This window comes from Arthrobacter cryoconiti, from assembly GCF_020905375.1.
GTDB classification, from domain to species: Bacteria; Actinomycetota; Actinomycetes; order Actinomycetales; family Micrococcaceae; genus Specibacter; species Specibacter cryoconiti.
Genome location: NZ_JAJJBU010000027.1, coordinates 58,738 through 84,239, shown reverse-complemented (window position 1 = coordinate 84,239; position 25,502 = coordinate 58,738). Strand labels below are relative to the sequence as shown.

General features: G+C 64.6%; 27 protein-coding genes and 1 riboswitch. Of the genes, 13 read left to right on the top strand and 14 right to left on the bottom strand.

The annotated features are described in order from the left end of the window. Window positions 1-70 precede the first annotated feature (70 nt). Window positions 71-673 carry a transposase gene (locus LOH53_RS13770; protein WP_230068328.1) on the bottom strand — a complete coding sequence of 201 codons (603 nt, stop codon included), beginning with the start codon at window positions 671-673 and terminating at the stop codon, window positions 71-73. A 90-nt stretch (window positions 674-763) separates the two neighbouring features. Here LOH53_RS13770 and LOH53_RS13765 point away from each other — a divergent pair, with 90 nt between their 5' ends. After that, window positions 764-922 carry a hypothetical protein gene (locus LOH53_RS13765; protein WP_230068327.1) on the top strand — a complete coding sequence of 53 codons (159 nt, stop codon included), beginning with the start codon at window positions 764-766 and terminating at the stop codon, window positions 920-922. Between the two features lie 35 nt (window positions 923-957). Here LOH53_RS13765 and LOH53_RS13760 read toward each other — a convergent pair whose 3' ends face one another. Beyond that, window positions 958-2,217, bottom strand: coding sequence for a magnesium transporter MgtE N-terminal domain-containing protein (locus tag LOH53_RS13760; RefSeq protein WP_230068326.1), 1,260 nt, complete (start codon window positions 2,215-2,217; stop codon window positions 958-960). A gap of 79 nt (window positions 2,218-2,296) precedes the next feature. Continuing rightward, a complete protein-coding gene (locus tag LOH53_RS13755; protein ID WP_230068325.1) occupies window positions 2,297-3,946 on the bottom strand; it encodes an NRAMP family divalent metal transporter in 1,650 nt (549 codons plus the stop codon). A 244-nt stretch (window positions 3,947-4,190) separates the two neighbouring features. Next, a riboswitch (M-box (ykoK) riboswitch) is annotated at window positions 4,191-4,364 on the bottom strand. An 84-nt stretch (window positions 4,365-4,448) separates the two neighbouring features. Here LOH53_RS13755 and LOH53_RS13745 point away from each other — a divergent pair. Beyond that, entirely contained in the window at window positions 4,449-4,733 is a 285-nt protein-coding gene (locus tag LOH53_RS13745) for a site-specific integrase (RefSeq protein ID WP_230068323.1), read from the top strand. Here the strand turns inward: LOH53_RS13745 and LOH53_RS13740 are convergent. The 3 genes from LOH53_RS13740 to LOH53_RS13730 are packed head-to-tail and all read right to left on the bottom strand — an operon-like array spanning window position 4,730 to window position 8,034. Further along, entirely contained in the window at window positions 4,730-7,219 is a 2,490-nt protein-coding gene (locus tag LOH53_RS13740; protein WP_230068322.1) for a heavy metal translocating P-type ATPase, read from the bottom strand. The two genes, LOH53_RS13745 and LOH53_RS13740, sit on opposite strands and share 4 nt — an antisense overlap. Before the next feature lie 60 nt (window positions 7,220-7,279). Then, window positions 7,280-7,585 carry a TFIIB-type zinc ribbon-containing protein gene (locus tag LOH53_RS13735; protein WP_230068321.1) on the bottom strand — a complete coding sequence of 102 codons (306 nt, stop codon included), beginning with the start codon at window positions 7,583-7,585 and terminating at the stop codon, window positions 7,280-7,282. Further along, window positions 7,582-8,034: an ArsR/SmtB family transcription factor gene (locus tag LOH53_RS13730; protein WP_230068320.1), complete on the bottom strand. Its 453-nt coding sequence runs from the start codon at window positions 8,032-8,034 to the stop codon at window positions 7,582-7,584. The genes LOH53_RS13735 and LOH53_RS13730 overlap by 4 nt, the downstream gene beginning before the upstream one ends. A gap of 298 nt (window positions 8,035-8,332) precedes the next feature. Between LOH53_RS13730 and LOH53_RS13725 the strand changes: the two genes are divergently transcribed. The 3 genes from LOH53_RS13725 to LOH53_RS13715 are packed head-to-tail and all read left to right on the top strand — an operon-like array spanning window position 8,333 to window position 10,261. Then, on the top strand, window positions 8,333-8,695 hold the full coding sequence (locus LOH53_RS13725) for an ArsR/SmtB family transcription factor (protein WP_230068319.1): 363 nt from the start codon (window positions 8,333-8,335) through the stop codon (window positions 8,693-8,695). Then, a complete protein-coding gene (locus LOH53_RS13720) occupies window positions 8,692-9,804 on the top strand; it encodes a cation diffusion facilitator family transporter (protein WP_230068318.1) in 1,113 nt (370 codons plus the stop codon). The genes LOH53_RS13725 and LOH53_RS13720 overlap by 4 nt, the downstream gene beginning before the upstream one ends. Continuing rightward, a complete protein-coding gene (locus LOH53_RS13715) occupies window positions 9,776-10,261 on the top strand; it encodes a peptidase (protein WP_230068317.1) in 486 nt (161 codons plus the stop codon). The genes LOH53_RS13720 and LOH53_RS13715 overlap by 29 nt, the downstream gene beginning before the upstream one ends. Window positions 10,262-10,327: 66 nt before the next feature. On the opposite strand, the gene LOH53_RS13710 is transcribed toward LOH53_RS13715, so the two are convergent. From LOH53_RS13710 to LOH53_RS13675, 8 genes are read right to left on the bottom strand one after another with little or no spacing between them, the layout of a single operon-like run. Then, complete coding sequence (locus tag LOH53_RS13710) at window positions 10,328-11,743, bottom strand: NADH-quinone oxidoreductase subunit N (RefSeq protein ID WP_230068361.1); 1,416 nt, start codon at window positions 11,741-11,743, stop codon at window positions 10,328-10,330. A 5-nt stretch (window positions 11,744-11,748) separates the two neighbouring features. Beyond that, on the bottom strand, window positions 11,749-13,236 hold the full coding sequence (locus LOH53_RS13705) for a complex I subunit 4 family protein (protein ID WP_230068316.1): 1,488 nt from the start codon (window positions 13,234-13,236) through the stop codon (window positions 11,749-11,751). A 3-nt stretch (window positions 13,237-13,239) separates the two neighbouring features. Further along, the gene (locus tag LOH53_RS13700; RefSeq protein WP_230068315.1) at window positions 13,240-15,090 is read right to left on the bottom strand and encodes an NADH-quinone oxidoreductase subunit 5 family protein; all 1,851 of its coding nucleotides are present in this window, start codon (window positions 15,088-15,090) and stop codon (window positions 13,240-13,242) included. Then, window positions 15,087-15,389, bottom strand: a complete 303-nt coding sequence (locus tag LOH53_RS13695) for an NADH-quinone oxidoreductase subunit NuoK (RefSeq protein ID WP_230068314.1) — start codon at window positions 15,387-15,389, stop codon at window positions 15,087-15,089. Before LOH53_RS13695 ends, LOH53_RS13700 begins: the two co-directional genes overlap by 4 nt. Further along, window positions 15,386-15,967, bottom strand: a complete 582-nt coding sequence (locus LOH53_RS13690) for an NADH-quinone oxidoreductase subunit J family protein (protein ID WP_230068313.1) — start codon at window positions 15,965-15,967, stop codon at window positions 15,386-15,388. Before LOH53_RS13690 ends, LOH53_RS13695 begins: the two co-directional genes overlap by 4 nt. Beyond that, the gene (locus LOH53_RS13685) at window positions 15,964-16,905 is read right to left on the bottom strand and encodes a complex I subunit 1 family protein (RefSeq protein ID WP_230068312.1); all 942 of its coding nucleotides are present in this window, start codon (window positions 16,903-16,905) and stop codon (window positions 15,964-15,966) included. The genes LOH53_RS13690 and LOH53_RS13685 overlap by 4 nt, the downstream gene beginning before the upstream one ends. Further along, the gene (locus LOH53_RS13680; RefSeq protein ID WP_230068311.1) at window positions 16,898-18,139 is read right to left on the bottom strand and encodes a hypothetical protein; all 1,242 of its coding nucleotides are present in this window, start codon (window positions 18,137-18,139) and stop codon (window positions 16,898-16,900) included. Before LOH53_RS13680 ends, LOH53_RS13685 begins: the two co-directional genes overlap by 8 nt. Next, entirely contained in the window at window positions 18,130-18,480 is a 351-nt protein-coding gene (locus LOH53_RS13675; protein ID WP_230068310.1) for an NADH-quinone oxidoreductase subunit A, read from the bottom strand. The genes LOH53_RS13680 and LOH53_RS13675 overlap by 10 nt, the downstream gene beginning before the upstream one ends. Before the next feature lie 463 nt (window positions 18,481-18,943). Between LOH53_RS13675 and LOH53_RS13670 the strand changes: the two genes are divergently transcribed. The 8 genes from LOH53_RS13670 to LOH53_RS13635 all read left to right on the top strand — a co-directional run bounded on the left by LOH53_RS13670 (window position 18,944) and on the right by LOH53_RS13635 (window position 25,483). Then, complete coding sequence (locus LOH53_RS13670; RefSeq protein WP_230068309.1) at window positions 18,944-19,285, top strand: heavy-metal-associated domain-containing protein; 342 nt, start codon at window positions 18,944-18,946, stop codon at window positions 19,283-19,285. A 174-nt stretch (window positions 19,286-19,459) separates the two neighbouring features. Beyond that, complete coding sequence (locus LOH53_RS13665) at window positions 19,460-19,918, top strand: DUF6153 family protein (protein WP_230068308.1); 459 nt, start codon at window positions 19,460-19,462, stop codon at window positions 19,916-19,918. 107 nt (window positions 19,919-20,025) lie between these two features. Next, complete coding sequence (locus LOH53_RS13660; protein WP_230068307.1) at window positions 20,026-20,622, top strand: DUF305 domain-containing protein; 597 nt, start codon at window positions 20,026-20,028, stop codon at window positions 20,620-20,622. Window positions 20,623-20,710: 88 nt separating this feature from the next. After that, window positions 20,711-21,586: a F510_1955 family glycosylhydrolase gene (locus LOH53_RS13655; protein WP_230068306.1), complete on the top strand. Its 876-nt coding sequence runs from the start codon at window positions 20,711-20,713 to the stop codon at window positions 21,584-21,586. 4 nt (window positions 21,587-21,590) lie between these two features. Beyond that, window positions 21,591-22,340: a cytochrome c biogenesis CcdA family protein gene (locus LOH53_RS13650; protein ID WP_230068305.1), complete on the top strand. Its 750-nt coding sequence runs from the start codon at window positions 21,591-21,593 to the stop codon at window positions 22,338-22,340. A gap of 26 nt (window positions 22,341-22,366) precedes the next feature. Then, the gene (locus LOH53_RS13645; RefSeq protein WP_230068304.1) at window positions 22,367-23,923 is read left to right on the top strand and encodes a multicopper oxidase family protein; all 1,557 of its coding nucleotides are present in this window, start codon (window positions 22,367-22,369) and stop codon (window positions 23,921-23,923) included. Window positions 23,924-23,936: 13 nt separating this feature from the next. Next, complete coding sequence (lgt, locus tag LOH53_RS13640; protein WP_230068303.1) at window positions 23,937-24,851, top strand: prolipoprotein diacylglyceryl transferase; 915 nt, start codon at window positions 23,937-23,939, stop codon at window positions 24,849-24,851. Next, on the top strand, window positions 24,848-25,483 hold the full coding sequence (locus tag LOH53_RS13635) for a DUF3105 domain-containing protein (protein WP_230068302.1): 636 nt from the start codon (window positions 24,848-24,850) through the stop codon (window positions 25,481-25,483). Before lgt ends, LOH53_RS13635 begins: the two co-directional genes overlap by 4 nt. Window positions 25,484-25,502 lie beyond the last annotated feature (19 nt).

Here is a 25,502-nt window from a genome sequence, read left to right as displayed (position 1 = left end):
GCAGCGGCGGATTTCCTTGTTGTTCTTTCCTTCGGCGGTGCGTCGCTCGACGTATTTCTTGGTGGCTGCGTCAACCATCATTCGTGACCGGGCAACTGTGCAGTACCCTGTTCAGTTGTCGGTCGCCGTGGCGATTGAGCCGGTGTCTGGTCTTGTTGCCTGAGGAGGCCGGGATCGGGTTCACCCCGGCCAGTCCGGCGAAGGCCCCTTCTGATCTGACCCGCCCATGGTGCGAGTACGAGACGAGGACTTGCGCTGACGTTACCGGGCCAAGTCCGGGCAGGACCATGAACCCGGCAGCCATGAAGCTGACGATTTCTTCCACCTGCTCCTTGTCGCGCTCCAGCTGGAATTGATTGATGGTGGTAGCCAGCCGTTTGGCTTCGGCACGTCCGACCCGAGTCTGCAGGACGTCGCTTCGGTGCGTCCTGAAGCGACTGACTTCTGGGATTTGCTCGACAGCGAGGGCCTTGCGAGCATCGACTCCCAGCTCCATGGTCCGCAGCAGCGCGGAAAGGATCAGGCGGTCCGCAGTGCCTTGGTGCTCCATGGTATCCCGGGCGTTAAGCAGGAACCGGAGGGCCTCCCGGTCGCCTTCTGCAAGGGGGTCCAGTAGGGCCGAGATGTGTTCCGCGAGTACCTGGCCAGCAGCAGCTAGCGCGTCAAATGTCATCGGATTTTCCGCGGCCTGCATGCTTCAACCAGCACCAACGAGTGCCAGCAGATCGAGGTCTCACACCCCCATTCGAACAACAAGCGCCTCGTGTCGCACGCTATTTTTCAGCATACGTTTATTGAGCTTGATGTTCACGCGATTGCCGTGGTTGGTTGCACGTTAAATCCCGACACCGGGCAGCTGGTGAGGATGGCTTTGAATGCGGATCCGGCGGTGGTGCTGAACTGGATCCGCCGCTTCGAATGACCAGTGAAAGGGGATCGTTGAAACGGTTGGGTTTGTTAGTGGTGGTTGGTGGGTGTGCTGGGGTGGGGTTGTGCTTCGCGGCGGCGCCAGTCTTGCGGTATTGCTGCTTCGAGGGCGTCATCGACGGTGACCACGCCCAGGATCCGGCCTTCTGGGTCAAGGACGGGCAGGAGAAGTAGGTTGAAGTCGGCCATTCTGTTGGTGACGTCCACGACGTCGTCGCCAGGAGTGGCGAATACCGGGTCCGGGTCACAGGCGTGCAGCAGCAGTGTGTCCTGCGGCAGTTGGAGTGCCTGGACAAGTCCGAGGGAGCCGACGAGCCGGCCGCCGGTGTCGATGCTGAAGAGTACGTTGAGTGCTTCGGGTTGGCTGGTGGTTGATCGGCTCAGGGCGGTTAGGGCCAGTGCGATGGTGGTATCGGGTGGGAATTGGATGAAGTCCAGGCCCATGAGGCCTCCGGCGGTGGCGTCGTGGAATCCCAGGAGTTTGGTGACTCGTGCGCGTTGGGGCTGGGGTAGTAGGCCCAGGACGTCGGTGCGCCTGTCCTGGGGAAGGTCCATGAGGGCATCGGCCGCGTCGTCGGGACGCATCCGGCCCAGTATGGCCGCTGTTTCCCGGTTGGTACGGGCGGCCAGGATTTCGGATTGGCTGTCGTCGTCGAGTTCTTCAAAAACGTCCGCTTCCAATTCCGGGTTCCCATGGACGTGGTTAAGGAGCTCGTTTTGCTCGTCCGTTGTTGCTTCCTCGATGAGATCGGCAAACTGCGGCGCCTTGAGACGGTCTAGCCCGGTTCCACCGGCGCGGCTGGCTAGCGAATCGGTATGACCGATGAGTGGTTCAAAGTCTTCCCACCGCCGGACCGGGTGTGTTTCGTGGTCACGGTTGAAGTTGAGCCGGCGCGCCTTATGGGTGTCGACTCCCGTGGCGGTCCACCCCTGGGCGTTGTGTTCGAGTTGGACGTCGTAGGCACGCACCAGGGCCGCGTGGCCTATATCGATCATGCGGTGGCCCAGGACATCGGCACGGAGGAGTACTTCCCCGTCGCGGCGTTCGAAGGGGCGCAAATCCAGCCGGGCACTGGCAAGAGTGATCCGTTCCGATGTCATCGACAGCACTATCGAGATTGGTGCGTATACGGTGCCGGAGCCGATACGCAGGACCAACCCGGACAGCTGGGGGGCGTGGTCCGGGTTCAGGCAGACGATCAGGTCGGCCAGGGTACCGATTTGCAGGCCCTTGGCATCAATGACGGCGTTCTTGAGCAGGGCCGAGAGCTTTAGCGGTGGGGTGTTCATGGGTGGCTCCTTTCTGGAGCGGAACCGGCCGGTGGCATACCGGTATGAATTGAATTATCGCGTGGGGGTGTGCCGGTGGCTAGTGGCCCAGGGCGAGTTGAACGATGCGGACAATGACCATGATCATCGCGATCAGCAGGTAGCCGCGCAGGATGCTCATCCCGATCCGCCGGGTGGTGGACATCACCGGTTTTTGCAGCAAGGCGATCGGGGGCATTCGCCAGCCGAAGCGTTCGCTCCGGTCCCCCCTGCGAACAGGGACCGCGGGGGCGGTAACTGGATGCAGGCGCCGCCTGATGAGAATGCCGGCGCCGGCGAGGACGCCAGCCGTGCTGCCGGCGATCAGGATCGCCAGAATGGCACCGGAGGTGATATTGGGGAAGACGACGCTGGCGGTCAAGACCAGGGAGAGCATGACGAGCACAGCGATGACCAGGGCGGTGAAAATGTTCAGCCAGGTCCGGTTCACCCACGGGCCCAGCACGGCCTTGTCGTTGCAAAGCAGCAGTAGGAAAACGGAGGCCGAGGGCAAGAGAACCCCCGCCAATACCTGGACACCGACGGTGATTATTCCCAACGGGCTGCCGGGGATTAGCACGATGACCGCGGCCACCACGAGCAGCCCGGCGAAGACGGCGTAGAAGCCCTTGGCTTCGGAGACTTTCCGGTGTAGGGAGTGTTTGAGTCCGAGGACGTCGCCGAGTGCGTAAGACGTCGAGAGGCCTACGGCGGCGGCTCCGATGATCGAGGCATCAATGAGGGCGATGGCGAAGAGAATCCCGGCGATCTTCCCGACATAGCGCCCCAATCCTTGGGCGACGCCTAGGGCGTCGGTGAAGTTGCCAGACCCGGGCCGGCCGGCAAAGGTCGCGGCTGCGATGGAAATCATGGCCCCGGCACCTACGACGACGATCACAATGCCGATCCACAGGTCGGCCTTCTCGTAGTTCATGAATCGTGGGGTGATGCGCTTATCAATGATGTAGCTCTGTTGGAAGAACAGCTGCCACGGGGCCACGGTGGTGCCCACGATGCCGATAATCAACAGCATCACCGTGGAGAGCTCGGCCCCGGCCGGCAGTCCCGGAATAAAGAAGTCCCGGGCAATCTGGCCCACTGGCGGGTGCACCATCAGTACGACGGGCACTAATAGCAGCGATCCGAGGATCAGGATCATGCAGACCCGTTCGAAGCGCTGGAAAGACCCGGTGCTGGCGGCGCCAATGATCACCACGGCGGCGATGACCACGCCAAAGATTTGCGGGATGCCCAGATAGCTCAGACCCAGGCTGATGCCGATGAACTCGGTTACAATGGTTAGCGCGTTGAGCACAAACAGGTCGATCACGCTGAAGGCGCCCCAGAACTTGCCGAAGCGTTCCATGATCAGCCGGGCGTGGCCCACCCCGGTGACAGCGCCTAGGCGCAGCACCATCTCCTGGTTGACATACAGCACCGGGACCAGCAGCAGCAACGTCCACAGCAACGATGTTCCGTAGTTTTGCCCAGCCTGGGTATAGGTGCCGAACGCTCCGGCGTCGTTGTCTCCGACCATGACAATCAGGCCCGGGCCAACAATGGCGATCAGGGTCTTCAGCCGTGCCTTGGTAGTGGTCCGGGGCGCATCGTCGTGCAGGCCAATGGTGCCAAAAGCGCCTTTGATGTCACCCAGATGGGCTGAATCGAGGACGGCCGAGCGGGGAGGTTCAATATTTGGTGGGGTGTTCATAGTCATGAGGACCTTCGTTCTTCCCCGGGCAGGGGGCGGCGAGGGGGAATGTGCTGATGGGCTCGGCAGTTCACGGACGCGAGCGGCCGAGGGCCAAGGGAGATGGTGCTTCCTGAGTGGGGAGTTTTTAGGCAGGATCAGGGGTTACTGCGGGGGCGAGGAGCCGGTTTATGGCCATCGGGCATGGGCTGGCTCCTGTCTTCCCGCTCAGTGCAGGTGAGGAGTCCAACGATGAGCGTTGGCGATTGCCCCTCCTCGTAAGACCTTTGGCACTTCGCGTCGTGACCTGGCGCATGCGCCGGGAGCCAATCGGGGCCACCCCTTGAGCCGGGGAGGCCTGTCCTGACCCTTGGCGTCTCTCGACGTTTGGGGTCGCTGGCTTGTTTCCGCGAAGGAGCCTCAGCTAACGAGCGGCACCTAGCAACCCCAGTATAGGGGTGGGCTGCGCGGCCGGGAAGTCGCGGCGCTGGCCCTTGATCACATTGACTGGAAGCGTGGGCGTTTGGCAGTCCCCGAGCGAAAGACCGGCTACTCCACGGTCTTTCCCGTTTCTGTCGTGGTCGGCGAGGCACTCCTTGACTACCTGCAGCACGGGCACCCAACAACCAGTGACCGGCGCGTATTCCTGCGGGCCGTGGCTCCCTGCGAGCCGACCAGCGCCGCCGAGGTTTCCGCGGGTTTCACTCCTGCCATGTCGGCATCATTCCTTTGCCGTCGGCTGTTTGCGGCGCTGGTACCGGGAGGATGTGTGCCCGTCGACGCGACCCTTGAGCCTCTCGAGGGTTAGGGGCCACGTAGATCCGTCCCCGACCTGGTTTTGGGCTCCCGGTAGGCCAGGAGGCGGAGTGCGTTGGCGACGACGAGCAGGGTTGATCCTTCGTGGATCAGGACGGCGAGGCCGATTCCGATGGTCCCGGTGATGGTGGCCGGGATGAGGAGGGCGACGACGCCGAGGCTGGCCCAGAGGTTCTGGCGGATGATCCGGCTGGATTGGCGACTCAGGTTCACGGCAAAGGGGAGCCGTTCGAGGTCGTCGCCCATGAGGGCCACGTCGGCGGTTTCCATGGCGACGTCGGATCCGGCGGCTCCCATGGCGATCCCGACGGTGGCATTGGCCATGGCCGGTGCGTCGTTGACGCCGTCTCCGACCATGGCGACCTTGTGCTCCCTGGTGCGTAGGTCGATCACGGCCGCGACCTTGTCTTCGGGCAGCAGGTCCCCGCGGGCCTCATCGAGTCCGAGCTTCGCAGCTACCGCGTCCGCGACGGTCTGGTTGTCGCCGGATAGCATGATCATGTGGCGGATACCCGCGGCGCGCAATTGCTTGATGACCAGTGCGGCTGAGTCCCGTGGCGTGTCCATCAGGCCCAGGACGCCCAGGTACCGGGACCCCCGACGAACGACCATGGTGGTCCGGCCCGCGGCTTCGAGCCGGGCAGTGGAGTCGGTGATGTCCTTCGTCAGCGGTGTTCCGTCGATTTCAGTGAAGAGCCGCTGCTTGCCGATATGGATTTCCTCGCCGTTGATCAGGGCACTGACGCCGCGGCCGGTGATGCTGGTGACCGCACCGGCGGTGAGCGGGAGTGTTCCGTCCAGCCGGGCGCGGGCCGCCGTCACGATGGCGGAGGCCAGTGGGTGGTCGCTCTGGGACTCCACAGCGAGGGCGACGTTGAGCAGTTCGGATTCCTTGACGCCGTCGGCCGGTAGGACGTCGGTCAGTTCGGGCTTGCCTTCCGTCAGGGTGCCGGTTTTGTCGAAGGCGATCGCACGCAGCGTGCCGAGGTTCTCCAAAGCTCCGCCGCCTTTGATGAGCAGGCCGCCGCGTGCTGCCCGCGCCAGCCCGGACAGGACGGCGCTCGGTGTGGAGATCGCCAGCGCGCACGGGCTAGCGGCAACCAGGACGGCCAGGGCCCGGTAGAGCGTGGCGGAGAAGGGTTCGTCGATGACGAGTCCGGCGAAGAGCAGTACAACGACGAGAATCAGCACCGCTGGGACGAACACGCGCTGGAAGCGGTCCGTGAAGCGCTGCGTGGGCGAAATCTGGGCTTGGGCTTCGCTGACCATCCGCACCACGCGGGCGAGCGTGGAATCCTTGGACAGCCGGGTCACTGTGATTTCCAGTACCCCGGGCCCGTTGACGGTGCCGGCGTAGATGCGGCTTTCGGCGGGGATGTCCACCTCGGTCCGGGAGGCCAGCGGCCCTATCGGGGCCTTGTCCACGGGGATGCTTTCCCCGGTCACGGCTGACTGGTCCACGCTGCTTTGGCCGACGGTGACGTAACCGTCGGCGGGGATGCGGGTGTTGGGTTTGATGATGACGGTGTCGCCGAGCCGCAGTTCTGCAACCGGGATCTCCTGCTCGGTGCCGTCGCGTTTGACGATCGCACTTTCAGGGGCGAGTTCGGCCAGTGCCTGGATGGCGCGCCGGGCCCGTCCCATGGCGTAGCTTTCCAGGGCGTGGCCGATGCTGAACAGTGCCAGCAGCAGGGCGCCCTCGGCGAGGTCCCCGAGTACCGCGGCGCCGGCGGCCGCGACCAGCATCAGGAAGTCGATTTCGAACCGCTTGGCCATCACCGTCTGGATGGCTTCCTTGAGCGTGTAGTAGCCGCCGAAGAAATACGCGGCGATATACAGTGCCGTCGAGACAGCGTCCGGCACCGCGGGGCTGAGCCCGAGCAGGAAACCCGTGGCGAGGGTCAGCGCGCACAGGATCGCGAAGATCAGCTCGCTTCGCTCACCGAAGATCCCACCGTGCTTGTGATCGTGCGCTTCGGCCTTGGGTGCGCCGGCACCCGTTGTGGGTGCTTCGGCGGGACCGGGACGTCCTGCGCGCGGCGGGGTGCCGAAGCGTTCGAGAAGGTCCGTGATCGACTTCTCCGAGGTCCGGTCCGCGAGGTATTCGACGGCGACGGAACCGGTGGCGGACACGTGGGCCTCCGCCACACCTTCCAGGCTGCGCAGCCGCTGTTCGAGCAGGGCCGCCCGGGCGGGCCTGGAAATGCCGGCCACGTCAATGCTGAGGTGGCCGAAGTCGCTGTCCACCCGTGCACCCAGGGACAGTGCCAATTCACGGATCCGCTGCAGGCTGATGATGTCAGGTTCGAAATGCACGCACAGCTGCGCCGCGCCGGTGACGCTTGCGCGTTTGACGTGGGCGCTCATGACGCCCTCCCGGGCCTGAAGGCCATCGGTCAGCGTGTGGACGCAGGCGTCCTGTTCATCCAATGCTTCGGGCAGCACGGTCTTCAGGTCAAGTTGGGTGTCGGTTGCCATGAATGCTCATTCCCAGTGTCAGGGCCGGTCGGGTTAAGGAGGGGGGTAGAGCGTCGGGGGTCAGCCGAACAGGTCCCCGAGGAATCCGCCGCGCTTGCGGCCGTCGTGCCGGTCGCCATGTCCGGAGCCGTGGCCTCCGCGGTGGCTGTCCCTCTGGTCCGGGTACTGGGGTTGGGCGTATCCGGGGAGGGGATTCCCGGCTGCGTTGAAGGAGCTTTCGGCGTCCATTAGGGACTCGAGCTCGCCGCGGTCCAGGAAGATTCCGCGGCACCCGGTGCATTGGTCGATGATGATGCCGTTGCGTTCGTAGGGACGCATTTCTGCTCCGCACTTGGGGCAGGTGAGTGTGGCGGGTGAGGGGTTCACGATGGCTCCTGATGGGTGGTTTTGGTGGACGGTTCAGTGGGGGTAGCGGTTGAGGTGACAACCGGGGTGTGGCTCGCATGGGTGATCGCAATGTCCAGCAGCATCCGGACGTGGCTGTCGGCGAGCCGGTAAAACACGACGCGGCCCGCGCGGCGGGTTTCCACGACGCGGTGTGTGCGCATGAGCCGAAGGGCTTGGCTTACCGAGGATTCACTCTGGCTACTGACCGAGGCAAGGTCATGTACGCAGACCTCGCCGGCTTCGAGCAGGGTGGCGAGGATCCGGACCCGGCCGGGATCGCCCATCAGCCGAAACACGGCGGCGACCCGCTCGACATCCCCTGCCGACGGCAGCGCCCCTTGGAGGACTTCAACTCGCGCCAGGCCGCCATCGACATCATGCATGGGACGGTCATTCAGGTTCGGAACGGTCTGCAGTCTCACTTTCATATGAACACTTTATCATATGAACAGATATACACCAGGATATCTCCGGGCCACGCGTGCAGACGCACCTCGGCCGCCGGTGAGAGGGACTGCCTAAGGCAGCGCGTGGTCCCCGTCAGGGGCCATGCAACGCTTCTATCCACCCTCCGGCGGAGAACCGGTACAGCCGGCACAAGACGTGCCCTATCGCGATCATGCGAAATCGCCGACGCCTTGGCTTCACGCAGCGGGCTTACCGTTCCCTGGCGCTGGCCGAACCTGTTGATTGTCACCAAGGCAACCTTTATGCAAGTATGTGCATATGAATGCAAACAAGAAAGAATGTTCCCTGGACGTCGACGGCCAATACGTTGAACTGGCGGTCGAGGTGTTCGCCATGCTGGCCGATGCCACTCGGGTACGGATCATCCTGGCCCTGCGCGAGGGTGAAATGGCGGTGGGTGCACTCGCGGAGACGGTGGGGAAATCACCGGCCGCGGTCTCGCAGCATCTGGCCAAAATGCGCCTGGCAAGGATCGTTTCCACGCGTCAAGATGGCACGAAGGTCATGTACCGGTTGGAGAACGAACACGCCCGCCAGCTGGTCGCTGACGCGATTTACCAGGCCGAGCACGCGCTCGGTGGGATGCCCGCGCACCACCGCGCAGAGCAGAAAACAGCATGAGCCTCAACGGACAGGCGGGCCACCGTCACCACGACGACGGCCACGACCACCCACATAGCCATGCGCATGACGACGGACACTCCCCCTCCCACGACCATGACCATGATGGACATTCCCACAAGCATCACACGGGGTTCAAGGGGTGGCTGTTCGAGCTGTTCGTCCCGCACACACATGACGCGGCTGATTCGATCGATGACGCCCTGGAGTCCAGCGTCCAGGGCGTCCGCGCCCTGAAGATCAGCCTCTTCCTTCTGCTGGGCACCACCGTCCTGCAGTTCCTGGTGGTCCTCATCAGTGGTTCCGTGGCCCTGCTGGCGGACACCATCCACAACTTCTCCGATGCCCTGACTGCCGTGCCGTTGTGGATTGCCTTCATCCTGGGCCGCCGGGCCGCCACCCGGCGCTACACCTACGGCTACGGACGGGCTGAAGACCTGGCAGGGCTATTCATTGTCGCTGTTGTCGCGTTGTCCGCCGTGGTCGCGGCCTGGCAGTCCATCGACCGGCTGTTCAACCCCCAGCCACTGCACAACCTGTGGTGGGTGCTGGCTGCCGGTGTGATCGGCTTTGCCGGCAACGAGGCTGTGGCCATCTACCGCATCCGGGTGGGCCGGCAGATCGGCTCCGCCGCACTGGTGGCAGACGGCGTCCACGCCCGCATCGACGGCTTCACCTCCCTCGCCGTCGTCCTGGGCGCGGGCGGGGTCATGCTTGGCTTCCCCTTGGCCGACCCGATCGTTGGCCTGCTCATCTCCGCCGCGATCATCGTCCTGCTCTGGGGCACGGTCAAAAGTATTGGCCGCCGACTCATGGACGGGATCGAGCCCGAACTCGTCACCCGCGCACAATCAGCCCTTGAAGGAACTCCCGGCATCCTGGCCGTGGAACGGCTACAACTGCGCTGGGTCGGCCACCGACTCCAGGGAGCGGCCACCGTCGTCGTCGCCGACGCCGCCCTGTCCGCAGTCCAGGAAACCCTCCACGCCGCTGAACACCGACTGGAACATGCCCTTCCCAAACTCGACGACATGGCAATCACGCCAATCACCGACCCGCCGGGGAAGACCGAGGCCGGTCGTGAGACTTCCACGCACGTCCATCACTGAGGCACGGACTGGTGTGGAAAGCCCGGAGGCGTTGGGCCGCGGACTGAAGGCGTCCATCCCCGGACACGGCACCTTCATCGTGACCGGCGACGCTCTTGCCATGATTGGCGTGTTCGGCGGCTTGTTGCATTGCTACCAGGGCCAGGGTGGTTGCCGCAGGCAGGGCCTCTATTTTTCCCGGACGGAACCGAAGAAGCCGATCCGGTGCCAGCTGAGCGCCCCGGCGACGTCCGGGAAGGATGAAGGGATCGTGATCAGCGTCAGCCATGAACTGGCTGCCAAACTCGACGGCGCCGTCCTGGATTTCGGCACGTTCAACAAGATGCAACGGTTCGTTTGGCTGACAATGCCCGCCGTGAAAGGACCGGCGTGCACGTGCCTGCGCTCCATCGGCCCGTCGGCAGGAAAACGCTCACCTTGCCTTGACGAGCAAGGAATCGGCCTCTGCGACCTCTAAACGACGCCACCGCAACAATTGCTGAGAAGCTCATCGAATGCACCAGCGATCCGGACCGTGGATAACCTACGCGAGGAACACCAACCAGATTCCGGCACCCACGGCACCCGCTGCGAGGACCAGGAAACCGAGTGTGACAGCCGTCCCGCTGACAGTCAGGGCCACCCCCGGCGTGCCCCGGCTCCCGTGCTGGGGGCTGAATCCGGGTGTTCGGAAGGCGGGTCGGATGAGCCTGAGGTAGTAGAGAAGGCTCAGGACGGTGTTGGCGGCGGCGACCACGACCAGCCAGGGCATTCCGCCGTCCCAGGCGACGGTGAAGACGGCGACTTTGCCGATAAACACCGCCGTCGGAGGGGTGCCCACCAGGCTGAGTGCTCCGACGATCAATGTTCCGGTGAGCCAGGGGTGGGTCCGGGCCATGCCCGCCCAGTCGTCAAGCTCTTCCCGGTGGGGGAAGCAGGCAACGACGGCGAACAAGGTAAGGTTCGTGAGCGCGTAGAGGCCGATGTAGGCCAGCAAGGCCAACCATGCGCCGTCGCTGGCGGTGATGACGGCGAGGGGCATCAGCAGGTAGCCGACCTGGCTGACCGTGGACCAGCCGAGTAGGCGTCGGACGTTGTTCTGTGCCAGGGCGGCGAGGTTGCCGACGGTCATGCTGATCACGGCAAGCATGGCGATGAGCAAGGGCACGTCCACTGTGTCGGGCATGATTTCGACTAGGCGGCCCAGGGCGACGAGGGCGCCGATTTTCGGCACCGTGGTCAGGAACGCAGCGACGGCTACTCCGGAGGCTTGGCTGGCGTCCGGGATCCAAAAGTGGCCCGGAACCGCGCCGGCTTTGAACGTCAGTCCGATCAGCAGTGCAACGGCACCACCGGCGAGGGCGGCGACGGGCGCATTGCCCAGCGATTTACTCATGTTCAGGTAGTTGCTGGTCGCGGCGAGTCCTGTGAGGAGGGTGACTCCGGCCATGAGGAGGACGCCGAACAGGGCTCCGATCAGGTAGGTCTTCAGCGTTGCTTCCGCGGCTGGTCCGCTGCGGGACAATCCGATCAGTGCATAGAGGGGGATGCTGGCCAGCAGGTATCCGGCGACCAGGACGAGCAGGTCGGTGGTGCCGCCGATGATGACGGTTCCCAGCGTTGCCAACAGCAGGAGCGCATAGGTTTCACTCTCTCGGGCGGAGCCGGTGAATTCATGCCGGCCGATTAGGATCACGACGAGGGTGGCCAGGGGTGCCGCCATTCTTACGACGGTGGTCGATGCGTCGATGGTGTAGCTGCCGTCGAAGATTGTTTCCGGGGCCCGTGCCAGTGCGGCCAGGCCGGCTGTCGCGCTGGCCGCAAGGGCGGCGAGAGTGAGCCACCGGGTGATGACCTGCCGGGTGCGGGGCAGGAAGCTGCCGCCCAAAAGAACGAGTACCGCGGCTGTGAGGAGAACAATTTCGGGCAATAGGGCCAAGTAGTCCATGTTCATTGACATCGAGGTCACGGGGTCAGGCTCCCCACGAGAACCTTGGCGGCCGGTTCAATCATTGCCAGCAGCGGCCCCGGGACGATGCCGATGAGAACGCTAAGCACGGTCAGCACCGCCAGTGCCGTGGTTTCCCGGGGGTGGAGGTCAGCGAAACCGGCCGACAGCTGCTTCGTTTCTCCGGTGAACACGCGCTGGAACGCGCGCAGGAACAGGACCGCTGTGATCAGGATGCCCGGCAGGGCGATGAGTGTCCAGGGGACGGTGCCGATGCTGCCGGTAAAGATTTGAAACTCAGCGATGAAGCCGCTAAACCCCGGAAGTCCGAGAGAGGCGAATGCGGCGATGGCGAAGAAACCGGCGAACGCTGGTGCGGGCCGGGCGAGGCCGCCGTACTGGCGAAGGTCGTAGCTGCCGGTGCGGTCGTAGAACACGCCGGCGAGCAGGAACAGGGCGCCGGTGATGAGGCCGTGAGAGACCATTTGGGTAGCCGCCCCGGCGATGGCCAGCTGTTGCGCTTCGGCGGTGGTGCGTCCCAGAACACCGGCGGCGCCGACCGCGAGGACGACGTAGCCCATGTGGTTGATGGAGGTGAACGCGATCATGCGTTTAATGTCCGCTTGTACCAGTGCGACGAGGGCGCCGTAAAGGACCGAGACTATCCCGATGGCGATGATCACCCAGGCCCAGCTCCGCCAGGCATCCGGAAGCATGGGCATCGCAATCCGGACGAAACCGTAGGTGCCCATCTTCAGCAGCAGACTGGCCAGGACAACCGATCCGATGGTCGGGGCATCGGTGTGGGCAGGCGGCAGCCAGGAATGGAACGGGAACGTCGGGGTTTTGACAGCCAGGCCGATCACGATCGCGGCCAGCACGAATCCTGCGGCGGCCGGGGTGCCGGTGAAGGCGCCATGTCGGGATAATTCGACCATGTCGAAGGTGTGCGGGGTGGCCCCGAGGTAGAGGCCGATGAACCCGAGCAACAGGGCGAGGGAGCCAAGGAAGGTGTAGATGAAGAACACCAGTGCAGAGTGCCGCTGGTTGCCGTGCCCCCAGCCGGCGATGACGAAGTACATGCCAACGATGGAGAGGTCGAAGAAAAGAAAGAACAAGATCAGGTCCTGTGCGGCGAACAGTCCCAGGCAGGTGGTCTGCAAAAACAGGAATAGGGCGGCCTGCGGCCGTGGGCGGTCGGTCTCGCGCAGGGACCAGATGGCGCAGACGACGAAGATGACGCCGGCCAGCAGCAGCAAAGGCAGAGACAGACCATCGACGCCGAGGTGATAGCTGCTGCCCAGCTGCGGCATCCAGTTAACGCGTTCCTCCGCCCGCAGCCCGCCCGCCCCCGTACTGGCCGTGAAGGTCAGCACGATCAGCAAGGCGAGGTCGGCCAGGGTGGTGGCCAGCCACACCAGCCGGGCCGCCCTGGCCGGCAACCCGCGCATGACGGCCAGAGCCGCCCCGACGAGGAGAGGAAGGAAAATGACGATACTGAGCACGGGCTACCTCACGACGATCAGAAGGGCAAAAGCAGCAACGGTGACAATGGCGGCCGCGGCGTAGTAATCGGCGATGGCGCCTGTTTGGGCTCGGCGGGCCAGCAGCCCTAGCGCGGCGGTGCCGGCCGTGATGGCGCCAAGGGTGCGACCGACGGCGTGATCCAGCACATCCATTCCGGCGGCGACCCGATCCAGAAGGCGGCCGGAGTCCAGGATCGCGGCGTTGAGTTGATCGTCCAAGCGTGCCAGCACCTCCGCGCTGCGGAACATGGGGCGGACGACGACCGCCTGCGCGGCCCGTTCAAGCCCGAACCAGTCGGCTGCCGCTGTGAAGTGCGGGGTGCCGCGGCGAAACACCAAGGTGATCACCATGATGGCGATCACCGCGGAGGCCACCAGTTCCCAAACAGTACTTTCGGGTTCCGTCTGCGCTTGGATCATCGTTCGGAACGGTTCGGACACCCCCGGGACCGCCAAGACACCCACCAGCACGGCCGCGACGGCCAGAACGATCAAGGGAACGGTCACCGCCGGCGGGACCTGCCGGGTGCCATGCCGTTCCGTATCCCACCGTCCTTGTTTAATGTCGGCCTGTTCCTGCAGGCCCGGTTTGGCCCAGACGACGGCGATCATCTTGGCTGAATACGCGGCGGCCAACCCGGCACCCATGAGGCCGGCGGCATACAGGGCGGGACTCGCGTGCAGGGCCGCGGCGAGGATGGCGTCCTTCGCCAACCACAGCGACAACGGCGGCAGTCCGGCCAAGGACACGGCACCGAGCAGGAATGTGGCCCCAACCAGAGGCCAGCGCCGGCCGATGCCGCGCAGTGCAGGGAGCTGCTTGGACCCCACGGCGGTGAGCCAGACACCGGCCACCAGGAAGAGCAGCGCCTTGGTGGCGGCGTGGGCGACGAGTTGAGCGGTGCCCCCGGCGGTGGCTCCGATCCCGGCGGCCAGGACGACGAAGCCAAGTTGGGCCGCCGTCGAGGCGGCGAGCAGCTGTTTGAGATCTGTCTGGGTGATTGCGACGATGCCGAGCACGATCGCGGTGGCGGCGCCGATCCAGGCGGCCGTGGGGCCGGCCCAGCCGGAGGCCAGCAGGACTGGTTCGAGCCGGAGCAGGAGGTAGCCGCCCATCGCGACCATCGCTGCGGAGTGCAACAGGGCACTGACCGGGCTCGGTCCTTCCATGGCCCGGGAGAGCCAGAAGCTAAACGGCAGCTGCGCCGCCTTCCCCAATCCTGCAAGGAGCACACCGGCGGCGATCACGTGCAGCCACGGGCCGTCCGCGTCGGCAAGGTCGGCCAGGCGCCAGCCGTGCCCGGCGATAACCGCGGCCCCCGCAGCGGCGTAGAGGCCCAGGTCGGCTGTACGGGTCACGGCGAACGCCACCAGGCCGGCCGGCATCGTGCGGGCCTCCTGCCAGCGGAATCCGATCAGGGCATAAGAGGTAGCACCCATGATTTCCCACGAGGCGAGCAGCGCGGGCAGTGATGTTGCGGTGACGGTGAGCGTCACGGCTGCGGTGAACAGCAGCATGAGTCCGTGAAATCTGGCCGCCGGTCGGAGGCCCTCGGCGGACGCAAACACCAGGACGAGCAGGACCACCGCGGCGACGGTTGGCAGCAGGACTGCGGTGAGCCCGTCGACGGCAAGTCCGGCACCATCCGGTGAGATGAACGGCAGGCTCACCGCCGGAGCTGCCACTGCGGCGGTGACGGCGGCCACAAGTGTGAGGGCTGCGGCGGTGATGGATAGTGCACGGGCCGCGTGTTCGATGTAATGGCCCGCCAGCAAGAGGACGACACCGGCTAGGGCGGGCAGCCCGATGACGGCCAGGAGCGCCGCGGTCATCCGTGCAGCTCCGTGGCAGCGTCGGTCATGTCGGAGTTCCTGGAGCGGTGGACCACGGTGGCGGCGGCGAAACCCATCGCCATCTCCACCGTCATGGCCGCCAGGATCACCAACAGCAGTGTCTGACCGTCAGGGGTCGGGGCCAGATAAAACCAGAGTCCACCACCGGCCAGGAACACGCCGTTGATCATCAGCTCGATACCCATCATCACCATCACCACGACCTGCTGGGACAGTGCCCCATAGAGGCCGACAGCGAACAGGGCGGCCGCAATCAGCAACACCAATTGCAGCGTCATCGTCCCAACCCTCCCCGGATCGGATCCTCGGGGGCGGTCCCCTTGTCGGCGCCGCCCCGTGTCAGGCTGTCACCGAGACGGTCGTAGCGGCCCCGGGGGTTGGCCAGCACCAGTGCGGCAACGATAGTGGCGAATAGCGCGGGGCTGATCGTCAGCATCACGAGCATCTTCGATCCCATCAGAGCCTGCCCCAACGACGCCGTCACATCCCCGGGAGGCACACCTATCCGTGCCGGCCACGGAATGAACAGGGCCCCGCCCGCCAGGATGACGAACACGGCCACGGCGATGATCGCCGACCGGTGTTTGTGGTGGGTCATGTCCATCGGCATCAGCGCCGGGTTCATCCCCATGTACATCACCATGAACACGGCCATGATCGCCATTTCCATCACCATCATCAAGATGGTGATCACCCCGATGTAGTCCAGGTGCAGCTGCACGATGATCGCGCCGACGGCGATGAAGGAGACGGCCAGGGCATAGGAGGCGCGGGCCATCGAGTTGACAATGAACACGGCCGCGCCGCTGGCAACGGCCACGACCGAGAAGAACCAAAAAAGGATGGCAGGGATCACAGTGCCCCTCCGTTCACGACGACGATGACGGCAGCGACGGCCACCTGGATGAGGACCAGCGGCATGACCAGCACCAGGGCGATCTCGGCGAGGCGCTCGGGGCGCAGGGTCGGGAACAGCCTGCGTGCGGTGATGAACACGGCAACGAGGGCAAGGGACTTCACAATCACCCAGACGCTACCGGGAAGCCAGGGGCCGGAGCCTCCTCCGAAGAACAGCGGGACCGCAAAGGCCGCCCCCGCGACCAGGACCATATAACGCCCGGCGAGGACCAGGAGCCTGTCGACGCCGCTGAGTTCGGCGATCACGCCCCCGGCGGCGTCCCGTCCCGTAGCGGTCTGGAAGGGGCCCCAGGAGGAGAACGCGACGACCGACGCCGCGTAGACCAGGAATGCGGCGGGCATCCAGACCACGAACCAGAGACCGTCCTGGGCGTCCTGGATGTCGAGCAGGCGGAGACTTCCGGCACCGACCGCCGGTGCTGTCAGGGCAAACATGAGAGGCAGCTCGTAAGAGAGCGCCTGGGCCAGGAAGCGGTAGCCGCCCACCAGGGACCAGCCGCTGTTGGCGCCCCAGCCCAGCAGCCACCACAGCGCCCAGAGCAGCACGTCCATGGCGTTGAACCAGACCAGCCCGGTAGGGAGGTCGGCGAACGTGAAATTACCGAATGGGATCACCAGAACCTTCAGCACCGCGGCCACGGCCAGCCCGGCACCGCCGATCCGCCACAACAGACTGTCGGCACCGGGTAGTGTCCGGCGCTGTTGGCGCAGCAAACGCGCGGTCTCCCGTACAGGTGCGACCATGCCCGCCGTGGCGGACAAGCCACGGGCACGGCTGTCCAGAACAGCGTTCCCGGCCGCGGCCAGCAGAGCCGCCACGGCCAAGCCAAATGGCAGGATCAGCGCCCAAAGGGCACCGGTGACCGTACTATCCATGACTTACCCCCATCAGCGTTCTGATCCGGGAGGACTCGATGCAAGCGATAACCAACCGGGCGGTGGAGAGTTCCTGCCCGATCAACGCACCCCGAACGTCGTCAAGGGTCGCCGGCCAGTCGGACTCATCCGCCGGGAGTGGTTCGCCGGCCAGCAGCGCAGCAGCGGTGCTCAGCCAGTCGTGCAGCCTCGCCCGTGCATCGATCCCGGCGGCCTTGGGGATGCCTGCAAGGGACCATCGCAGGGTCCGTGAACGGGCAACCTGCCTTAACGTTCGGTGTAATCTTGCGGCAATTCGCCCGGAGGCGGTTTCTGTGAGGAGCTCATCGCGGACCCGTAAAACTTTTGCCGCGACAGGTTCCCACCCGGCGACGGAGAGCAGGTTCCCGGCGGCATCACAGAGTTCCGCAGCTCTGACCATGGCCCCAGCCAGCGGCCCGGACGGGGCTTCTGCTGCTTCGCGGCCGGGCAGGAGTTCGACGAGGGCTTCGCCGATGATGTCACCGTGAAGCGTGCAGTGCACCACCAGACCGGCGGGCCAGTGGGGCAGGATCGGGCCGAGGGTGAGATGGGTGACGTCCATCTCAAGGCCGTCGCGGTCGCTCTCGTCACCGCTGGCAAGCGGGATGCCGGCCGGACCGGACATGTCCATGTGGCTCATGTCCATCTCACCCATATCCAGCCCGGGCATTTCCATATCTCCCCTATCCATGTCGGCGCCTGTATCAGCGTCGGTGGCAGGGGCGCCGTGCCCGTTGTGCCGCATCTCTGCGTGGTCTTGACCGTTGTCGTGGCCATGGTGCATCGCGGCGTGTCCAGGCTCTTGGGTGCTGTGGTGGCCAGGGTCTGTGTCTTCGTCGGAGTGCGTGCCTATGTCCTGTTCGATGCGCTGGGGGCGTTGCCGGGCATCGGCGAGTTGCCTCTGCTGGTCGGTCAGAACGGTGGGGATCGAATCAAGAGTGGCGGCCATCGCGTCGAGGGCGACGATGACGGTGCGGTGGCGGGGGGTGGGGATCTGGTTCCAGAGCCCGTCGGCGATCTCATCGAACGTGCCTGTGGCTTCGCCGCACACAAGCAGGACATCGGCGTCGGCAGGAGCTTCGGCGAGCACCCAGCCCCGGGCGGTGATCGCAGCCTCCGCGTGCATGCGCAACAGTGAATAGCCCGGGATCTCCAAAATGAGGACATGGACACGGCCGGTGGACAGGCGAGCGAATACCCTGTTTAGACCCACCGGAAAGCTCCTTCCCGCCAGGCCCAGATGATGCCAGCAACGAGCACGCCGAGGAAGACGAACATTTCTATGACCACCTCGGTGCCCATCTGGGCAACCACGACGGCCCACGGGTACATGAACAGCATCTCGACGTCGAAGGCGAGGAACACCAGTGTCATCGGATACCAGCGGGCATGGAAACGAGACAACGCGTGCTCTTGAGGCTTCCAGCCCGACTGGAACGGAAGCACTTCGACGGTATCGCTGGAGACGGAGACTGCACGTCCGAGCAGATACAGGCCGCCGATCGCCGCAAGGGACACAGCAACGACGATGAACACGCTCACATACGGGGACATCCAACACCCCTCTCGCTAGGGTCCTCACCCGACAGCACTAGGGCCGAGGCTATGAACGATTCAGAGGATTTTCCGTGACGAGCGTGGTCTCTCATGGCTCGTCCTCTCTCGTACCAGGCATCGGCCCCGCCTCCGGCCCAATATACGCCACGGGGGTATCTGCGACAATGGAGTCGAATCACTAGTCCGGGCCGGTCCAACAGGGGCCTTGCTAGTGAGCATCGGGGTTGAGGGTATCCCGGTCCTCAATGCTGACGGCACACAAGGGTTGGAACGAGGTCGCCGCCGCACCTGAGGGAAGGTGACTTGGAGGGAAGGCGGCCACTTGAATTTGATACCCCTAAGGGGTATATTCGGATTGTTGTTAGTGAAGTAGTTTGTCTCGTCCCAGATCACTCCGGCCGCCACTGCCGTTCAACCCGCAACGCACCCTTGACCCCCTATACAAAGGAATCACCTCATCATGTGCGGAACCGAACTAAACGAAGCCACCCCTGCCGCCCCCGCCGCGACCCTCCCCTTGGCCGAAAGCCCTTGTGCCTGCTGCTCAACGGCGGAGGCGCCTGCTGCTCCGGTCGGCTTCGACAGCGCTGCCGCCACCACCAGCTACCAGCTGGAAGGTCTGACCTGCGGGCATTGCGTTCAGAGCGTTGAGACAGCAGCCTCAAGGGTTCTCGGAGTGAAATCCGCTACCGTTGAACTCGTCACCGGAGGCTCTTCGATCCTGAGGATTGCCGGTCCCGCTGCGCCCTCGGACATCCAAGCCGCAGTGGTTGAAGCCGGCTACGCTGTCGCGCCCGCCTAGCTAGCCCCTCCATCGACCAGCGACTGCCGGGAAAAGTGACCGAGGAGCGTCTGGGCGCGCCTAGGCTCACCCCCAGATGTTGGACGCTGACCGTGATCTGAGTGTTTAGCCAGTCTGGCCCCGTACAATACACAACGACCCGAAAACCGCCCCGGACAATATAGAGAGGATCCCATGCGTTCACGCCATATCGTGCCGACGGTGGGATCCTTGCTGCGCTGGGGCGGCTTGCTCGCCGTCGTGCTTGCCGTTGTCGGGGGAATCCTCGGCATGCATGTGATTGGCGGGGCGCAGGCGGCACCGATGACCGCGGCAAGCATGAGCGGTGCTGTTGAAGCACCAGTCGTCGCGACCCCACCAGTTACTGGTTCTGTCCACGCCATGCCGGCCGATGGCGTGGTTGCCGGACCGGGCGGACCGTCTCAGGTCGGTCCGCTGACGGTGTGCGGCTGCATGGCCATGCATGGGGCCTGTGTCCCCTCGTTGGGGGCCGCCGTCTTGAGTGTTCCCCTGCCCTCAGGTAGCACCCAGCTTTCCTCCCCCGCGGTGCTCACCGCCATGCCCGGGCACAAGTCCTCCGACCGGTTCCCCGATCCTCCCTCACTGAATCAACTCTCGATCAGCAGAACGTAAACCGATGCCCAGGCCCGCCCATCATGGGCAGGTCCTCATCGACGCGCCCTGCAACCAGGGCAGCGCTGCACACGCTTGAGATTCGTTTTAGTGAAGGACTGTTCCCTTTGAAGAAATTTCTGACCCTTTCCGCCACCGCTGCTGCCGCCATGATCGCCCTGGCCGGATGCTCCACCGATGGTGGCTCCATGCCCGGGATGAACCATGGAGGTTCAACCACCTCCACCGTGGAAGCGACCGTCACGACCGGGGAGCACAATGCCGCCGACACGACGTTCGCCCAAATGATGACGCCCCACCACGTCCAGGCGGTCCAGATGAGTGACATCATGCTCGCCAAGTCCGGCCTGGATCCCAAGATTATGGCTTTGGCCACGGACATCAAGGCCGCCCAGGGGCCCGAAATCAAGAAGATGAACACCTGGCTCACCGGCTGGTCCGAACCCACCGCCATGGCCGGCAATCACAGCATGAACGGCATGATGAGCGCCACAGACCTGGACAAACTCAAGGCCGCCCAGGGAACTGAGGCGAGCAAGCTGTTCCTGACCCAGATGATCGCCCACCATGAGGGTGCTGTCGAGATGGCCAAGTCCGAAGTGACCGACGGCAAAAACGCTGATGCTGTGGCCCTGGCTAAGAGCATCGTCGCCTCCCAGGAAACCGAAATTAAGAACATGAAGGACCTGCTCGCCGCCCTGTAGCTTCCAGGTACCAGCACTTCCGGTGGCGGTCCGACACCCTCCGGACCACCACCACAGCCTTCCCCCTTTCGTACTTTTGGAGTCCCCCGTGAAACCCCGTACCGCCTTTTTGCGTGCCCGTCTTCCCCTGGCCGCCACTCTTGTGCTCGCGCCCCTGGCCTTGGCAGGATGCTCGTCAGCTACACCGCCCCCGAGCCCCGCCCCCGCGGCCACCGTGAGTCATGTCCATGGCATCACCGTGGATCCGGTCACCACCAAGATCCTGCTGGCCACCCACGATGGCCTCTTCGACGCGAGCAAGAAGACCCCGGTGAAGGTCAGTGACACCATCGACCTGATGGGATTCACTCCCACCGGGGATCCGAATGTCTATTTTGCCTCCGGACACCCGGGACCAGGGACTTCCCTGCCGAACCCGGTCGGGCTCATCCGCTCCGCCGATGCCGGGAAGACGTGGCAGCAGGTCTCTAGGGGCGGGCAGTCGGACTTCCACGCCCTGACCGTCAGTGGGGGTGGACTGGTTGCCTTCGACGGGCAAATGCGCACCAGCACCGACGGCACCACGTGGCAGACATCCACGGCGACGTTCACCCCGGCCGTGCTGGCGGGCAGCCCCGCCTCCTCGGTGGTGCTGGCCACCACCCAGGAGGGGGTGCAGCGCTCCACCGATGGAGGCAAGAGCTGGCGCAGTGTCCCTGGCTCCCCGGTCATCCAATTCGCCGCCATAGCCGCCTCCGTGGAGAAGGCGCCAACGGAGGCGGTCGGGGTAACCCCGGATGGCACCGTCTACGTGTCCTCTGATGCGGGCCTGAGCTGGACCGCCACGGGGAAGATCAGCGGCCAGGTCGAAGCGGTCACCGCCAAGGAAGGCAGTGCTGGCAAGCCGTGGCTCTGGGCGTCCACCACCGATGGTGTCCAGGTCTCCACCGATGGCGGGGCAACTTTCCGCCCGGCGGCATCCTAGCCCCATGAGTATCGGAGAGTACTTCGCCACCACCGTCACCTCCGGGGCCCTGCTCGTGGCGATGCCCTTGGCACTGATCGCCGGCATCGTCTCCTTCCTCTCGCCCTGCATCCTGCCACTGGTACCTGGCTACCTGGGCTATGTTTCTGGGCTGACCGACCCGAACCAGCCACGGAACCGGCGACGCGTACTGGCCGGTGTCGGCTTATTCGTGCTCGGTTTCGGCGCCGTGTTTACCGCCTATGGGGCGGCTTTCGGCATGATCGGGTCCTGGCTGCTGCGCTGGCAGGACCCGCTCATGCGCGTCCTGGGCGTGGTTGTGATCATCATGGGGCTGGTGTTGTTAGGCAAATTCTCCTGGCTGCAGCAGACCCGCAAACTCACCCTGACCCGCCGCACAGGGCTCGGTGGGGCGCCGCTGCTGGGCGTGGTCTTCGGTCTGGGGTGGACACCGTGCATGGGGCCCACGCTTAGTGCCGTGCTGGCCCTGAGCGTAACCTCCGGCAGCGCCTGGCGCGGAGCCCTGCTGGCATTCATCTACTGCCTAGGCTTGGGCCTCCCCTTCCTCCTCGTCGCCCTCGGACTGGGCTGGGTCACCCAGATCCTGGGCTTCATACGCCGACACATCCGCATCGTCAACCTTGCAGGGGCGAGCATGCTCATCCTGCTCGGTGTCCTGATGGTTAGCGGCGTGTGGATGCAGTGGATCTACCAACTACAAAACCTCTCCGGCACCTTCATCACCCCCGTCTAACGACACACGTTTCAAAGGATTCCTCCATGACATACCAACTGAACCGCCGCTCGTTCCTGGGACTCTCCGTTGCGGCCACCGCCGCAGCGACGCTGGCTGCCTGCACACCCACACCGACCAAGACTGCTACCGGCCAGACCACCCGCATCCTGCCCACCAATCCACTCATCGACGAGTACGAGGCACGGCGGGCCTCCACCGGCAAATCAATCACCCAAACCCTCACTCCCGGACCGTTCTCCACCACCTTGGCGGGGAAGAAGATCACCACCTGGGGTTACGACGGCGCCCTCGTTGCCCCGACCCTGCGCGGCACGGCCGGAGACCAGCTGGCCGTCACCATCGCCAACAAGCTCACCGAAGGCACCAGCATCCACTGGCACGGACTGGCCCTGCGCAACAACGCCGACGGCGTCCCGGGCCTCACCCAAGACGCGGTCGCCGCCGGCAAGGACTTCCCCTACAGCTTCAAGCTTCCCCACTCGGGCACGTACTGGTATCACTCCCATGTGGAGATGCAGCGCGAACGCGCCCTCTACGGTGCCCTGATCATCGAGGATCCGAAGGAGACGCTGAAGTACGACAGGGACTGGGTGATCGTCCTGGATGACTGGATCGACGGCGTCACCGGGACCCCGGATGAGGTCCTGAAAGAACTCTCCAAGGGCATGGGCAGCATGGACGGCATGACCCAGGGAAGCAGCGGCGGCATGAACATGGGCAGCATGACCCAAGGAAGCGGTGGCGGTGGCATGCTCATGGGTGCCACCAGTGACTTCCTGGGCGGGGACGCCGGGGACGTCGCCTATCCCTTCCATCTCTTCAACGGCCGGGACCCCGGCAACCCGGAAACCGTCACGGCCAAGGCCGGGGACCGGATCCGGTTGCGCGTCATCAATGCCGCCGGGGACACCGCCTACCGGGTCGGGGTCCCGGGTCAGAAGCTGACCTTGACCCACACCGACGGCTTCCCCGTCAAGCACACCGAGGTCGACGCCGTCGTGCTCGGGATGGGTGAGCGCATCGATGCGATCCTGACCGTCCGTGACGGTTACACCCCCGTCCTCGCCCTGGCCGAAGGAAAGGCCCAAATGACCTACGGGCTGGTCTCCACGGGCACCGCGCGGGCCCCCGCGGCGGCCAGCCTTCCCAAGTCCTTGACTGGAAAGGTCGTCGACGGCGGCCAGCTCACCGCCGACCCGTCCGTGAACCTTCCGGCCAAGACACCGGACCGCACCCATGAGGTGCGCCTGACCGGCGGGATGATGAGCTACGACTGGGGCATCAACAACCAGCGCTTCGACATGGCCAAACCACTTGCGAATGCCTTTGACATCAAGGCCGGTGAGCGGGTGGAGGTGAAGTTCGTCAACGAGACCATGATGTGGCACCCCATGCACATCCACGGCCACACCTTCCAGGTCGGTGCCACCGGGGCGCGCAAGGACACCGTCATTGTCCGTCCCATGCAGACCGTTACGGTCCAGTTCGATGCCGACAATCCGGGCCAGTGGCTCTTCCACTGCCACAATGCCTACCATGCTGAACGCGGCATGATGGGCGTCTTCTCCTACCTCACTTAAGACCGGACCCACCATGAATCCAGCCACACTGGCCCCTTTTCTCATCCCCTCACCCACCGTCAGTGCCTTCCAGGTCGGGCCACTCACAATCAGGTTCTATGCCCTGTGCATTCTGGCCGGCATTGTCATTGCCATATGGCTCACCAGCCGGCGGCTGACCGCCCGCGGCGGCCGGGACGGGGTGGTTCTGGACATTGCGATGTGGGCGGTGCCCTTCGGCATTGCCGGCGGTCGCCTCTACCACGTCATCACGGACCCGGAACTGTACTTTGTGCCCGGAAAGAACCCCTGGGACGCGTTGAAGATCTGGGACGGCGGGCTGGGCATTTGGGGCGCCATCGCCGTGGGCCTGGTGGGCGCCTATATCGGCTGCCGCCGCCACCAGGTGCCCTTCACGGCTCTGATCGATGCCGCCGCCCCCGGGCTCCTGATTGCCCAGGGCCTTGGCCGGTGGGGGAACTGGTTTAACAATGAACTCTATGGTGACCCCACGACGCTGCCCTGGAAACTGCAGATCCACCAAATGGATTTCTCCACCGGCCGCGCCCACCTGGACGCCGCTGGTGCCCCAGTCGTGCTGGGCTACTTCCAGCCGACCTTCCTCTATGAATCCCTGTGGTGCCTGGCCGCCGCCGGGTTGCTGCTGTACCTGGACAAGAGATTCCGGCTCGGTGCCGGGTCCGTCTTCGCCCTGTACGTCGTCCTCTACACCGCGGGCAGGTTCGTGTTCGAACTGCTGCGCTCCGACTATGCCAACACCATCCTGGGGTTGCGGGTGAATACCTGGGTCTCGGGCCTGTTGCTGCTCGCCGGTGCCGCCGCGTTCTTGCTGCAGCGCCGCAAGGCCCGCTCCTTCGTCGAACCAGGATCCACCACGGGTACATCCGAGAAACCTGCAAACCCATCAGCACAAGGAGCTCCCCAGTGAGCAATCCCAAAGAGCGCCAGGCCGAACGCCAAGCGAAAATCGATGCCGTATTCGCCGCACACCGAGTCAAGCAACGCCGACAAAATCTTTTCGTCTACGGCGGGTTCGGTTTGCTGGTCGTCGCCATTATCGTCGTCGTCACGTTTGTCATCACCGGATCCATCCAGACCCGCAATACGACGGCTGAGGCAGCCAAAAGCCCCATCGCCGGAGTCAAGACCTACCCGAATCTCACCCGCAACCACGTCCAAACCCCGGTGACCTACCCTCAGCAGCCCGGGGTCGGCGGGGACCATGCTGCGACGTGGACCAACTGCGGGATCTACACCACCCCCGTGAACGAGAACCGGGCCGTGCACTCCCTCGAACACGGTGCCGTATGGATCAGCTACAAACAGGGGCTCTCTCCGACCGATGTGACCACACTGACTGCCCTGGTCAAGGGGAAACCCTATGTCCTCCTCAGCCCCAACCCGGACCAGGCAGTGGCCGTGACCGCGTCCGCCTGGGGCACCCAGCTGGAAGTCCCCAATGCCGGGGATTCTCGACTGCCCGTCTTCATCAAGGCCTACGCCATGGGTCCCCAAACACCGGAACCCGGGGCCGCATGCTCCGGCGGCGCCAACGGCTAAACAAGCCCACCTCTGAAAG